This window comes from Ilumatobacter sp., assembly GCF_030065885.1.
GTDB lineage: Bacteria > Actinomycetota > Acidimicrobiia > Acidimicrobiales > Ilumatobacteraceae > Ilumatobacter.
Window position 1 is genome coordinate 1 of sequence record NZ_JASJCS010000115.1, and the last position, 13,161, is coordinate 13,161.

The 13,161-nt window shown below is 69.8% G+C and carries 11 protein-coding genes and 1 tRNA gene; 6 read left to right on the forward strand and 6 right to left on the reverse strand.

Annotated elements, in window-relative coordinates; genetic code table 11:
* Positions 1-2,891 (reverse strand): MMPL family transporter (locus tag QNJ12_RS19410; protein ID WP_300625184.1); only part of this gene is annotated, 2,891 nt, incomplete at its 3' end.
* A gap of 171 nt (positions 2,892-3,062) precedes the next feature.
* Here QNJ12_RS19410 and QNJ12_RS19415 point away from each other — a divergent pair.
* Both QNJ12_RS19415 and QNJ12_RS19420 read left to right on the forward strand, forming a co-directional pair.
* On the forward strand, positions 3,063-4,145 hold the full coding sequence (locus QNJ12_RS19415; RefSeq protein WP_300625186.1) for a hypothetical protein: 1,083 nt from the start codon (positions 3,063-3,065) through the stop codon (positions 4,143-4,145).
* A gap of 85 nt (positions 4,146-4,230) precedes the next feature.
* Entirely contained in the window at positions 4,231-4,389 is a 159-nt protein-coding gene (locus QNJ12_RS19420; RefSeq protein WP_300625188.1) for a hypothetical protein, read from the forward strand.
* A 95-nt stretch (positions 4,390-4,484) separates the two neighbouring features.
* Here the strand turns inward: QNJ12_RS19420 and QNJ12_RS19425 are convergent.
* A tRNA-Cys gene (locus QNJ12_RS19425) sits at positions 4,485-4,559 on the reverse strand.
* A gap of 110 nt (positions 4,560-4,669) precedes the next feature.
* Between QNJ12_RS19425 and QNJ12_RS19430 the strand changes: the two genes are divergently transcribed.
* The gene (locus QNJ12_RS19430; protein ID WP_300625190.1) at positions 4,670-5,338 is read left to right on the forward strand and encodes a hypothetical protein; all 669 of its coding nucleotides are present in this window, start codon (positions 4,670-4,672) and stop codon (positions 5,336-5,338) included.
* A 44-nt stretch (positions 5,339-5,382) separates the two neighbouring features.
* Here the strand turns inward: QNJ12_RS19430 and QNJ12_RS19435 are convergent, their stop codons facing one another.
* Complete coding sequence (locus QNJ12_RS19435) at positions 5,383-5,634, reverse strand: hypothetical protein (RefSeq protein ID WP_300625192.1); 252 nt, start codon at positions 5,632-5,634, stop codon at positions 5,383-5,385.
* Positions 5,635-5,695: 61 nt separating this feature from the next.
* Here QNJ12_RS19435 and QNJ12_RS19440 point away from each other — a divergent pair, with 61 nt between their 5' ends.
* On the forward strand, positions 5,696-7,213 hold the full coding sequence (locus QNJ12_RS19440; RefSeq protein WP_300625193.1) for a class I adenylate-forming enzyme family protein: 1,518 nt from the start codon (positions 5,696-5,698) through the stop codon (positions 7,211-7,213).
* A 115-nt stretch (positions 7,214-7,328) separates the two neighbouring features.
* On the forward strand, positions 7,329-8,933 hold the full coding sequence (locus QNJ12_RS19445) for an alpha-amylase family glycosyl hydrolase (RefSeq protein ID WP_367281820.1): 1,605 nt from the start codon (positions 7,329-7,331) through the stop codon (positions 8,931-8,933).
* An 18-nt stretch (positions 8,934-8,951) separates the two neighbouring features.
* On the opposite strand, the gene QNJ12_RS19450 is transcribed toward QNJ12_RS19445, so the two are convergent.
* Positions 8,952-9,677: a glycosyltransferase family 2 protein gene (locus tag QNJ12_RS19450; protein WP_300625195.1), complete on the reverse strand. Its 726-nt coding sequence runs from the start codon at positions 9,675-9,677 to the stop codon at positions 8,952-8,954.
* Between the two features lie 96 nt (positions 9,678-9,773).
* On the opposite strand from QNJ12_RS19450, the gene QNJ12_RS19455 reads away from it, so the two are divergent.
* Positions 9,774-10,955: a hypothetical protein gene (locus QNJ12_RS19455; RefSeq protein WP_300625196.1), complete on the forward strand. Its 1,182-nt coding sequence runs from the start codon at positions 9,774-9,776 to the stop codon at positions 10,953-10,955.
* Between the two features lie 17 nt (positions 10,956-10,972).
* Here the strand turns inward: QNJ12_RS19455 and QNJ12_RS19460 are convergent, their stop codons facing one another.
* Entirely contained in the window at positions 10,973-12,148 is a 1,176-nt protein-coding gene (locus QNJ12_RS19460) for an oxygenase MpaB family protein (protein ID WP_300625198.1), read from the reverse strand.
* A partial coding sequence (locus tag QNJ12_RS19465; RefSeq protein ID WP_300625200.1) for a bifunctional diguanylate cyclase/phosphodiesterase occupies positions 12,145-13,161 on the reverse strand: 1,017 nt, incomplete at its 5' end. The genes QNJ12_RS19465 and QNJ12_RS19460, both read right to left, overlap by 4 nt.

Genomic DNA, 13,161 nt, shown 5'->3' on the forward strand with positions numbered 1-13,161 from the left:
GTGCGCACCGCGGTCTCCCGGGTGTGCGGTTCGTACTCGAACTCGCCGCCGTGCGTGACCTCGTCGATCAGCAGCTGACGCTCCTCGCCCTTGCGCGACGGCGTGATGGTCATCAGCAGGCTGGGCAGCACGAGCAGGGAGACGAGCAGGGAGAAGAAGATCATCACGGCGGTGAGGACGCCGAACGTGACGAACATCGGCATCGGCGCGAGCGCCATGATGAGGAATCCGGTCATCGACGTGACGGCCGAGATGGCCAGGGCGCCGCCGGTCCCCTCGCCGGCTCGGCGCAAGGCCGGGAACCGGCTCGGTTCGTGCTCGAACTCCTCGATGAACCGCATCGTGAAGTGCGTGGCGTAGTCGACGCCGACACCGACGGCGATCGCAGCGATCGTCGCGGTGATGACGTTGATCGTGTACCCGACGAGGTACATGAAGCCGTAGACCCAGGCGACGACCAGCAGGATCGGCACCATCGAGATCAAGGCGTACCGAGTCGACCGCTTGAGGATCGACGCCATCCGACGACCGAAGTTGCGGAACACGAAGAACAGCGCCACGAACACGAGCAGCGACGTCAGCAGGATCGCGACCGGCAGTGACACCAGCATCGCCTCGGTGAACGCGTCGAGCGTGTTCTGGGTCATGATCGCGCCGCCCGACACCCGGACCACGACGTCCTCACCGGCGAGTTGTCCGGCGAGGGCGCGCCCCGCGTCCTCGAGGACGGCGCGGGCCGGGAGGATGATGCTCTCGTCGGTGATCGTGGCGATGCTGAGCGCGATGGTCGTCGCCTGGGTCCCGTCGCCGACGTACAGGAACGTCTGCGTCTGATCGGGGGTGAAGACCTCCACGCCGTCGTCGTTCACGATGCTGTTCGCCACCGCGAAGTCGTAGATCGCAGCGATCTGCTCACGCGTATCGGCGAATCCGTCGCCGTCGGCGTCGGTGATCTCGACACCGGCTGCGGACGCGATCGCCGAGCGCATCGTCGCCGATCCGGTGGCCTCGGTCACGACGGTGACGGCATTGTTGCGGAACTCGACATCGCCGTTGTAGTCCCGCTCGAACTGCGCGTCGGATGCCTCGATCCGAGCCTCGGTGGCGACGATCGCCTCGAGGGTCTCCGGCGCCGTCAGGTCGCCCTCGATGAAGACGTAGTCGATGTCGCCCTCCGGCCCGTAGTAGCGCTCGTTCTTGTCGAAGCCCTTGATCAGGTCGGTGTCCGACGAGTAGAAGTCGCGGATCTCGAACCCCTCGCCGACCTGTGACGCACCGACCAGGCCGAGCACGGCGAGCACCGCGACCGCGGGCAGCGTGAAGACGCGCCAGCGCGCCAGGAAGTGCACCAGCGTGCCGGCGGCGACGAAGCCGTGGCCCGCGCCGCGCACCTCCTCGGTGAGCGGTCGACCCGCCTCCGCCGCCGCCCGGTTGCGCCGGCGCGTGAGCAGGAACGGCAGGTACAGGAACAGCGCGAGGAACACCGTGTAGATCGCCCACCCGATCACGGGGAACACGATCGCCATGGTCACGCTGATGCCGCCGATGAACGCGGCGACGACGAAGCCGATCTTCTGCGAGGCGACGCGGAGGTGGCTGAGGTCCGCCGGCCGCGGCCCGAGGGCACCTTCGATCGCCAGCAGCAGCTTCGGTGCCACCCAACCGAGGATCAGGTAGCAGAGCACCAGGCCGATCGCCGACGCGATCCCGAACTCGATGATCGCCTGGATGCCCGAGACGGTGTTGGCGAGAAACGCCGCAGCCGACGAGGCGACGGCCAGCAAGAGAGCCGCGAACACCGCCGTCTCGCCCAGTGGGTAGGCGCGCTCGCGGGGTGTGCCGGCGACCTGCTGCTCGCGGGCACGGCCACTGCCGTGGATGAAGAAGTCGACGCCGAAGCTGATCAGCGCGATGGGCACGATCATGATCAGGAGCGGCGAGCCGGTCTTCAACCCGATCAGGGCGTTGATGCCGTTGAACGACATCATCACGACGCCCAGGCCGGCGGCGACCATCATGGCCGCCCAGTACGAGCGGAGCAGCGCGCCGGCGATGATCAGGATGAACGCGACCGCGCCGAAGATGTACGGCCCCGCAGCCGCACCCTGTTCCTCGTCGACGAGCCCGGCGTCGATGAACAGGCCGATCGCCGTCACCGACTCCTGATCGCCACGCAGCATCGTCTGCACGTCGCGGAGCCACCGCTCGGCATCGAGGTCGGAGTCACCACCGAAGCTCTCGACCCGCGTGCCGTCGAACGTGTCGATGTCGTAGGCGACGAACAACCGGAACGCCGGCGATGCCCAGCCGACGACGTCACGACCCCCGATCGTCGTCGATTCACGCGTCGTCGACGTGGCCGAGAGCAGGTTCTGCAACGAGCTCGTCGACGCCTCGTCGGCCAGCACCTCGCTGATCGCGAGCTTGACGTCGGCTTCGGTGGCTGCGGCGAGACCGCCGTCGAGCTGGTCGTCGACGGCGTTCGCGAACGAGTAGACGCCGTCGATCGTGACGCCGAGGTTGCGGTCGAACACGCTCGCCAGATGGTCGCGGGACACCTCGTCGGCCAACACCGTCGCCTGGTTCTCGAGCAGCTCGAGCAGCGAGTCACGGGTCAACACATCGCTGTCCGTGCCGTCCCGGCCGTCCGGTCGCTCGACGATGAACGCCGCCGTCCGGATCGGCGACTGGCTCGCGAACAGCTCGTCGACCCGGTCGGCGGTGTCGTAGATCTCGCCGCTCGGGTCGAACGACGGGTCGCCGTCGTCGGCGACGACGGGAGTCATCACCGCCATCGCGACCGCGGCGACCAGGATCACGCCGGCGAGCGGCCAGGCCCGGCGGTTGATCCACTCGAAGACTCGGTAACCGGTCGACCGCTGATCGGACATGGCAGCTCCCCTTGGGCTCAAGACGGCACGTCAGTGCTGTCCTCAATCGCGCAGCCGCATCCTCACGACCGGCAAGGGTCTTTCGACCCTGTTCCGTCTCCGCCGCCACGGCTCGCAATGGTGATGCGGGGCGGACGTGCTGCCGCTCAGGCGCTCCGCGGGGAGGTCTCGGTGAGCGAGTTCGCGCGGTGGCTGGGATTCGGCGTCGGCGTGGTCCTCGCGATCGGCACGGTCGTCGCGGTGATGAAGACGCTGATCGTGCCGCGGCGTTCCTGGTCGTTCCTCGCCGCCACCGTCGGCCGGCTCGGGTACCGGGTGTTCTACGGCATGGCGGCGCGCCTGCGGTCGTTCGACCACGCCGATCGGTTGCTGGGATTCGAAGCGCCGACCGTGATCATCCTGACCCTGTCGTCGCTCCTCGGGTCGTTCACACTGGCGTTCGGGCTGATGTTGCTCCCGTGGGCCGGCACCGTGGGCGACGCCTTGCGCGAGAGCGGCTCGTCGGTCTTCACGCTCGGCTTCGTCTCCACGGCGACGCCGGTCCCGACCGCGCTCGACGTCACCGCCGGTGCGACCGGCATGATCTTCGTCGCCTTGACGATCGGCTACCTGCCGTCGCTGTACGCGGAGGTCCGCGTGCGCGAGGCGCTGGTGAAGCAGCTCGAGGTCTGGACCGGCAAGCCCTCGTGGGGTCCCGAGATCCTCGCGCGCTTCGCCCTGGTCGGTGGACTCGACCGGCTCCCCGCGCTGTACGACGAGTGGAGCGCCTGGAGCGCGAGGGTCGCCGACTCCCACATGAAGTATCCGGTGCTCACGCACTTCCGGGGACCTCGATCACACAACCACTTCGTCGTCGCGCTCCTCGCCGTGTCGGATGCCGCCGCCCTCGAGATCGCAGCGCGCCCGGACGGCGACCACACCGAGGCGCAGCTGCTCCTCCGCCAGGCGGTCTCGTGCCTCCACGACGTCGCCTACCCGATGCGGCGCATCCCACAGGACCTCGAGCGAGTCGACCTCGATCGCGCCGACTTCCGCGCGGGCTGGCAACGGCTGCTGGCGGCCGGCTACCCGGTTGAGGCCGACGCCGACACGGCATGGGAGACCTTCGCCTCGATCCGGACGCACTACGCGGCCATCGCCGATCGACTGCTGTACTGGACGATCGCCGCACCGGCGCCGTGGAGCGGTGAGCGCCGCGGTTTTCCCGGCCTCACCGACCGACCCGACTCCCCCGAGGTGTGGACGCTCGTCTGAGCCATGCCGGGCGATCCGGCCGATCCCCACCTCTCCCACCCCGATTGGGCGCGTCGGGCCCGCAAGCACCATCATGTGCCGGCTCATGCTCATCGTCGCCATCCCCGTGCTGGTCGCCGTCGCGATCATCCTCCTCGCGGTCGCCTGGGCGGCGCACCACGACACGCTTCTGCCCACCGACCAGGAACTGGTCGACATCGAGTTCGACGCGATGGTGCGCCGACTCGACGTCGATCACGTCTAGGTGCCGGCCACGGCGCGAGGCCGGCCCGCACCCCGCTCGAACGGAAACGGCCCCCGACGGGACTCCGGCGAGTCCGATCGGGGGCCGATCGCTGATGGAGGCGACGCCGGGAATCGAACCCGGGTACACGGCTTTGCAGGCCGTTGCCTCAGCCACTCGGCCACGTCGCCAGCGGGGCCGAGGATAGCGGCACTCCGGCCGCCATCACCCAGGTCGTCGTCACGCCGGACCGGCAGGGGTACTGGCATCGGAGGACCCGGCGCGTCAACATGGGCGTCGCGTGACCGGTCCCCCCACTGCCCTGCCGCCGAGACGCCTCGTCGCCGCTGCCCTGTCCGCCGTCGTCCTCGTCCTGGCGGCCGCCTGCGATCCGCAGGGCGACGACGACGTCGCGACCGGGTGCGAGGCCGCGGTCCGAGAGGCCTCGCTGGCGTCGGAGGTCGCGGAACAGGTGCGGCTCCTCGACGCCGCGCTCGTCGCCTGTCGCTCCTACGCCGCGTTCACCGGCGAGCTCGCCCGCTACCCGGGCATCGTCGGCTACGACATCTCGACGTTCGTGGCACTCCGCTGCGACCGTGTGACCGACGACGCGGTCCGGACGGCTCCGACGTGCGCGGCGGTGATCGATCCCACCACGACGCTGCCTCCGACGACCTTGCCCGACGTCGTGTTCGTCGGCGACACCCTCGACGGCCGCCCGATCGAGATCCGTCCGAGCGCTGCCGTGCAGTTCGTGGGCGAGGTACCGGCGACGGTGCAGCAGACGGTCGACATCGCGCTCGAGTCCGGCTGCGAGGGCGTGCTCGCGCAGCGCGACCTGTGGGCGACACGGATCGGTGACCCCGAGACCGGCGACGAGGCATCGGTGTACGCCCAACACGCCCAGAACGTCGCGAACTACATCCAGTGCGAGAGCGAACCGCTCGACCTGGCGGCGTTGGGCCTCTAGCGAAGCCGCGTGCTGCGGCCTCGTGCAGCGGTCGGCCCGGGCGTCTACGGGGCCAGCAGACCGAACGTGGTCAGATCGATCAGCGTGCCGCTGTGCCCGCCGTCGAGCGGGTTGAAGTCGCCACCGTCGGTCAAGATCACGAGCACGACGAAGATCAGGATCGCCAGCAGGGTGAACGCGATCCACTGGGCTACGGGCCCGAACACCCGCCGGTCGGGGGCGACCTCGTTGCGGCCGCGGGTGGGGCGTCCCTTGGGGGGTGTCATGCCCTTCTTCGGCGTGCTCTGCGTAGCCATCGCACGACGAGCGTAGCTCCGGGCTTTCGGCCCTGTCACGCCACCTGCGAACATGGCCGGCGTGCAGACCTTCGTCCACGCGCTCCGTCGCGCCGAGGCCCTCGCAGGCCATCGCGAGGCCCTCGTCTGCGACAGGACGAGGCTGACGTATCACGAGTTCGGCCACCGTCTCCGCCGGCTCCACGGGGCGCTCGTCGAGCTCGCCACCGACCCGGGCGACCGCATCGCCGTCCTCTCCTTCAACTCGATCCCCTTCGTCGAGCTGTACTGCGGCATCCCGATGGCCGGCCGGGTGCAGGTGCCGCTCAACTTCCGCTGGGCGGCGCCCGAGCTGGCCTACGCACTCCGCGACGCCGGCGCCCGAGTGCTGTTCTGCGACCGCGACCCGGGCGGGCTCGGCGACATCGTCGAACGAGTCGTCCGGATCGATCTCGGCGAGTACGACGAGCTCCTCGATTCGGCACCGCCGCTCGAGTTCGACGACGACGCGCTGCGCGAGGACGACCTGGCCGGCCTCTTCTACACCGGAGGCACGACCGGCGCCAGCAAGGGCGTCAAGCTGACGCACCGCAACCTGGTGGCCAACGCCGTGAACGCGCAGTTCATCCAGCCGATGACCGTCGACGACCGGTATCTCGTGATGGCACCGATGTTCCATGCGGCCGGTTCGATCAGCGTGCTGCAGTCGGTCTTCCTCGGGGCGACGCAGGTGATCCTGCCGGCGTTCGCGCCGGCCGCGATGCTCGATCTCGTCGCCGCCGAGGGCATCACCCAGACGCTCGGCGTCCCGACGATGGTGGCCGCCACCGTCGAAGAGCAGCTGGCCCGGCCGCGAGACGTCGGCACGTTCCGGGTCTACGCGCACGGCGGCTCACCGATCGCGATGGAGGTCGTGCGCCGCGGCGTGCAGGCGTTCCCTGGCACCGCGTTCGTGCACCTCTACGGCGCAACCGAGACGGCACCACTCGTCACCGGGACGGCCGACGAGGTCGCGCTCCTCGACACCGAGCGCGAGAAGTCGGCCGGCCAGCCCGTGATGGGCTGCGAGATCGTGATCAGAGGCACGGACGGCGAGCCCATCCCGACCGGGCAGGCCGGCGAGGTGACCATTCGGGGCGCCAACGTGATGGCCGGCTACTGGAACAAGCCGGAGCAGACGAGCGCAGCGCTCCGCGACGGCTGGTACTGGTCGGGTGACGTCGGGCGCGTCGACGAGGCCGGGTACCTCTACCTCCTCGACCGCTCGAAGGACATGATCATCTCCGGCGGCGAGAACGTGTACTGCACCGAGGTCGAGGACGCGATCTACGCTCACGCCGCGGTGCTCGAAGCCACGGTCTTCGGTGTGCCGAGCGACGAGTGGGGCGAGGCCGTCCACGCCGTCGTCGTCCTCCGGGACGGTGAATCGCTGACCGGCGACGAACTGATCGAGCACTGCCGCGCGTTGATCGCCGGGTACAAGGTGCCGCGATCGGTCGAGTTCCGCACCGAGCCGCTGCCGACGTCGGGTCCGGGCAAGGTGCTCAAGCGCGAGCTCCGTGCGCCGTACTGGGCCAGCCGCGACGCTTCGATCGGCTGAGCGCCGCTCCCCCGGCAGCGCTCGTGACAACGGCTGAAAACGCTTGCATACTGGGCGCGTGCCAGCGCCTGGATCGACCTCCGAACCGACCACCGACCCGACCACCTCGCTCGCGATGTCGCCGACGTGGTGGCGGCGCGGTGCCGTCTACCAGGTGTATCCCCGGTCGTTCGCCGATGCCAACGGCGACGGCACCGGCGACCTGGCCGGCATCCGGTCGCGCCTCCCCTACCTCGAGGCGCTCGGCGTCGATGCGATCTGGATCTCACCGTGGTACCCGTCGCCGCTCAACGACGGCGGCTACGACGTCGCCGACTACCGCGACATCGACCCTCGGTTCGGCACGCTCGCCGACGCCGAGGAGCTGATCGCCGACGCCCATGCCCGCGGCCTGCGCATCATCATCGACCTCGTCCCCAATCACACGTCGAGCGAGCACCGGTGGTTCCGGGCGGCGCTCGCCGCCGAGGCCGGATCGCGCGAACGGGGGCGCTACGTCTTCAAGGACGGCAAGGGACCGGACGGCTCGCAGCCACCGACGAACTGGACCTCGGTGTTCGGCGGGCCCGCCTGGCACCGCGTCGACGACGGCCAGTGGTACCTGCACCTGTTCGATCCGACGCAGCCCGACCTCAACTGGGAGAACGAGGAGGTGCGGTCGGAGTTCGACGACGTGCTCCGCTTCTGGCTCGACCTGGGCGTCGACGGATTTCGCGTCGACGTCGCGCACGCGCTGGTGAAGGACCAGTCGTTCCCCGACCTGGAGACCACCGGACGGCTGCTGGGCAACAGCCGGCAGAGCAATCACCCGCACTGGGACCGCGACGGCGTCCACGAGATCATCCGCCGGTGGCGCAAGGTGCTCGATGCGTCCGAACGCGACGTGATGATGGTCGCCGAGGCGTGGGTCCACCCTGATCGGCTCCCGCTGTACCTGCGGCCCGACGAGTACCACCAGTCGTTCAACTTCGACTTCCTCGAGACCCCGTGGGAGCTCGCGCCGGCTCGGGCCGCGATCGACCGGGCGATCAAGGCCGCTGTCGACGTCGGATCGACGCCCACGTGGACCGTCTCGAACCACGACGTGATGCGCCACGCGACCCGCTACGGGCTGCCGGGCGACACGAACTGGCGAACCTGGCCGCTGACGGGCCCGCACGACGACCTCGATCCCGTGGCCGGCCTGCGGCGGGCGAGGGCGGCGGCGCTGCTGCTGATGGCGCTCCCCGGCTCGGTCTACCTGTACCAGGGTGAAGAGCTCGGCCTCCCCGAGGTCTGGGACCTTCCGCCCGACGTGCTCGACGACCCGGTGTGGGAGAACTCCGACCACGAGCAGAAGGGCCGCGACGGGTGTCGCGTGCCGATCCCGTGGACTCCCGACGGACCCTCGCTCGGCTTCGGCACCGGCGATCCGTGGCTGCCCCAGCCGCCGGGTTTCGGGGCGCTCTCGGTCGCGAGTCAGACCGGCGTCGACGGCTCGACGCTCGAGATGTACCGGACGGCGCTGGGCGTCCGCCGCTCGTACCTCGACGACGACGAGTCCCTCGAGTGGGAGGAGCTCGGACCGGACGTCCTCGCCTTCCGGCGCGGCTCGGGCGTGGTCTGCGTGGTGAACTTCGGCATCGAACCGGCCGCCCTCCCGGCCGGCGACGTGCTGGTCACGTCCGCCGAACTGTCCGAGGGACGGCTGCCGACCGACGCCGCCGCCTGGGTCCTCTGACCGGCGACGGCGGGCATCTCAGGACGTGACCGCCGTCATCGTGCGCCGGCCGACCGGTGAGTACTTCACGATGCAGACGATCGCCCGGACACCGTCGCGCCAGCCGATCTTCTTGCCCTCCTCGTAGGTCCGGCCCGAGTACGAGATGCCGACCTCGTACACCCGGCAACGGCGGGCGGCGACCTTGGCGGTGATCTCGGGCTCGAACCCGAACCGGTCCTCCTCGATCTCGATCGACTGGATGATCGAGCGCTTGAACGCCTTGTAGCAGGTCTCCATGTCGGACAGGTTGAGGTCGGTGAAGGCGTTGGACAGCAGGGTGAGGAACCGGTTGCCCATCGAGTGCCAGAAGTAGAGCACGCGGTGCGGCCTCCCCGAGACGAACCGGCTGCCGTAGACCACGTCGGCGTCGCCGGACTCCAACGGCTCGAGCAGGAGCGGATAGTCGGCGGGGTCGTACTCGAGGTCGGCGTCCTGCACGACCACGTAGTCGGACGTGGCACGCGCGAAGCCGGCCCTGAGCGCGGCCCCCTTGCCCTGGTTGTACGGCTGTTCGAGGACCGTCAGGCGCGGATCGCTCACGCCTCGCATGATCTCCAGGGTCGCATCGGACGAGCCGTCGTCGACGGCGATCACCTCGGCGACCCACGGTGACGCCAAGACCCGGCCGAGGAGCTCTGCGACCGTGGCCTCCTCGTTGAAGCAGGGGACGACCACGGTGAGACACCGCCTCGGCTCGAACACCGGCGGAACGCTAGCAGCGCACCCGCGGGCCGATCGGCCGATCCGTCGCTCGCCACACGCGCTTCACATCTGCACGATGTGCGCCGATAGATCACCATGAGCGAAACGCTGACCGCCCGCACCGAGGACTGGCCCACCGCCGAGGGGTGGCTCCCACTCGCAGTCGAATCCGTCGACCGGATCCGCGAGATCGAGGACCCGGCGGTCAGGAACCTCTGGATCACCCAGTCCTACGCCGACCTCGCCCGGCGGCTGCTCGGCCATCTGCACACCGACCAGACGTGGTGCACGTTCGCGATCTGGGCGTCCAACACAGCGGGCGTCTCGATCCGGGGCGAGGAGCTCCCCCACTTCGTCACCGACCTCCTCGAGGGAGCCGACCACCACATCGACGCGATCGTCGACGACGCGAACGACCACCCGCCGCTGATCCGCCGGCTCACGACTCGGCTCCACCGCTCGCATCTCGAGCGCCTCGTCACCCGCGCCGTCGGGCAGGTGTCGGCCAGGATCGCCCACGGCAACACGCTCGTGTACGCGGAGCTCGCCCCCCTGTTCGTCCGGTTCCTCGAATGGCTCGACGACGTCGAGCCGAGCGCGCTGACCGACGACGGCATCGAGACGGACCTCGACGGGCTCGGCGTTCCGTCCGAGCGCGACGATCAGCTCGTCAGGACGGCATTCCGCTGCTACGCGATGGCCGTCCGTGCGGACGATCCGCACGAGCGGGCGCAGCTCGTGCTGGCGGCCAACGTCGCCGCGGTCCTCCACGAGCAGCAGCGCCTCCAACCCGACATCGCGGCGGCGCTCGACGCCGGGCTCATCGACGTCGGGGACGAGCTCGACGGACTGTGCCATCGCTGGCTAGCCGGGCCGGTCCGGCGTTGGCTCGTCGGTCTCGCGCAGCGCCGCATCGTGCGGCACGTGGAGCTCCTGTGGGAGCACATCGCCACGCACCTCCTGATGACCCTCGACGTGCCGGGCCAGCGCCTCCATCTCGGCCGCGACGTCCCGCCACCCGCAGATGGACCGATGTTCCCGGCGGCACTCGAACACATGGAGCTGCCGGCGCTGGTCGCCCTGATGCAGGAGTGGGATCCGACCGGCGGCACCGGGCGCGGCTCGGGCGCCGACGACTGGGCCGACCTCCACCAGCGGATGGGCTACATCACCAACCTGTTCCGTAGCCGCCAGCAGGTCCTCGGCCTCACGGCGCCGCCGTTCACGTCGGCGGAGCTGGCGGTGATGACGCGCCTCGAGCTCCCGGCTTCGATCTGACCTCCGGTCGTGGCGGCCTATCGGCCGCCGGCGTCGGCCAGGTGCGTCGGGATCGCGAACGCCGGCCGGTCACCGTGCCGCATCTCGTCGAGGATGCCGTTCATCAGGTGACGACCGACGAACGCGCTGACGCGCGCATGGAAGCGGTTCGTCGCCTTGCCGCGGGTCAGGATCCGTGTCAAGGCGCTCATGACCGGGAAGAGGTGACGGGTCCAGTTCGCCGGTGCGAGTCCGATCATGTCGGCCACGTGGTCACCGAGGAAGTGACGGAACGCGGTCGGCATCACGGGCCATGCCAACCTCGGCATGTGCTGATGGGACTGCGCCACGAGCGCCGCCGTCATCGCCCGGCCGGCCCCGCTGGGGGCCTGCTGGCGGTGCCAGATGCGATCTCGGAGCTCGGAGGCCGCCGCACGGTCGAGCGGGACGAGCTCGGGTGACGCGCCCAGGTAGTGGCCGACCAGGCGCCACAGGTGGAGGTGATCGTCGACGTCTGACGAGTCGTACTCGACACCGCTGACGTCGAACGCGTCGTAGACCGCGACGGTGAACGTGAGCCAGGTACCGACCAGATCCTCCTGATTCGCCGGCAGGCCCCACGAGGCCGACCAGACCAGCGTGGACCCCTCCTCCGCCGGTGGTGGCATGGACTCGACCCGCTCGACGGACGGGTCGTGGGCGATCAGCCAGCGCACTGCGGCGTGCATCAGGCGGACGTGCAGGATGCGGTCGACGCCCGCACCCCCCGGATCCATCGCGCCGGGCGCTGCGATGTCCATCATGAACTGGGCGGTCTCGTTCAACCGTCGCTCGGTGTCGGTCTGCAGGCGACTGGTCAGGCGCAGCACCTGCACACCCTTCGCCGCGGCGTAGCTGTTCGGCAGCGACGACAGGTACAGCGCCGAGAAGTGATGCGCGACGAGCCGGTTGAAGAACTCCTGGCCCCGGGCGACGGCCCGCTCGTCGACCCAGTCGGGTGGCATCGCCGCGGTCTCGAGGAAGGTGCGCACCGCGGGCACCTGTTCTTCGGCCGGCAACCTGGTGTGACGGACGAGGTGCCCGAACAGCTGGCCGGGCGCCGACGCCTCGACGGCGGCGAAGTACTCGGCCACCGCCGCATCGGCGGGCGGGTCGGCGACCTCGCGCCACCGATCGAGGTCGATCGACGCGGGGTCCAACGGCTCGATGCTCATGGCGTGGACGGAACCTCCGGATGTCGGGTCGGGCGCGCCAGCAGGAAGCCCTGCGCGTAGTCGACGCCGAGCCGGCTCACCGCGTCGAGTTGATCGGTGGTCTCGACCCCTTCGGCGACGGTCCGGAGGTCGAGTGTCGTGGCGACGCCGACGATGAGCCGGACCAGGTTCTCGTCGACCACGGGATTGACGATGCTCGAGTCGATCTTGATGCCGTCGACGGGGAACCGGTGGAGATGGCTGAGCGACGCGTACCCGACGCCGAAGTCGTCGAGGAACAGCCGCACACCCGCCTGGCGCAGGCGGACGAGGTTGGCGGCCACGGCATCTCCCTGTTCGAAGGCGCCCTCGGTCAGTTCGACGACGACCGAACGCGAGTCGACACCACCCGTCTCGAGACGGCTCAGCACCGCCTCGGCGGCACCCTCGACGGCGATCTGCGCGAGCGACACGTTGATCGCGACGAAGCCGGGATCGGACGCGAAGATCGCGTGCTGGTCCTCACAGACGACCCGGATCAGTTCGTCGCCGAGCTCGCCGGCGAAGCCCGCGACCTCGGCGACCCCCAGGAAGCGACGCGCGTCGATCGGTCCGTGCTGCGGGTGATCCCATCGAGCGAGTGCCTCCCATCCGGCGACCAGGCCGTCCCGCAGCGGGACGATCCGCTGGTAGTGCACCGTCAGTTGCCGGGACTCGACCGCGTGACGAAGGTCGCGACGAAGGCCATCGGCCCGGTCGTCGGTCTCGCTCGGACGCGACGAGAGCGTGAGTCGGCCGCGGCCGGCGTTCTTCGACTCGTACATCGCGAGGTCGGCGTGGTGCAGCAGGTCGGCGGCGTCGCTGGTGTCGGCGTCGCTGACCGCCAGCCCCATGCTGACGCTCACGTCGACGTCGATCTCGCCGCACCTGGCCGGTCCGGTGACGACGGAGAAGACGCGGGCGGCGAGCGCCATCGCATGCTCCTCGTTGTCGACCGCCGGCGCGACGACGACGAACTCGTCGCCGCCGAACCG

What these genes read in the sequence shown, in the direction of transcription:
- QNJ12_RS19420 (WP_300625188.1), top strand. Translation starts at nt 4,231, where the DNA reads ATGCTCATCGTCGCCATCCCCGTGCTGGTCGCCGTCGCGATCATCCTC.
- QNJ12_RS19435 (WP_300625192.1), bottom strand. Translation starts at nt 5,634, where the DNA reads ATGGCTACGCAGAGCACGCCGAAGAAGGGCATGACACCCCCCAAGGGA.
- QNJ12_RS19445 (WP_367281820.1), top strand. Translation starts at nt 7,329, where the DNA reads ATGTCGCCGACGTGGTGGCGGCGCGGTGCCGTCTACCAGGTGTATCCC.
- QNJ12_RS19455 (WP_300625196.1), top strand. Translation starts at nt 9,774, where the DNA reads ATGAGCGAAACGCTGACCGCCCGCACCGAGGACTGGCCCACCGCCGAG.
- QNJ12_RS19460 (WP_300625198.1), bottom strand. Translation starts at nt 12,148, where the DNA reads ATGAGCATCGAGCCGTTGGACCCCGCGTCGATCGACCTCGATCGGTGG.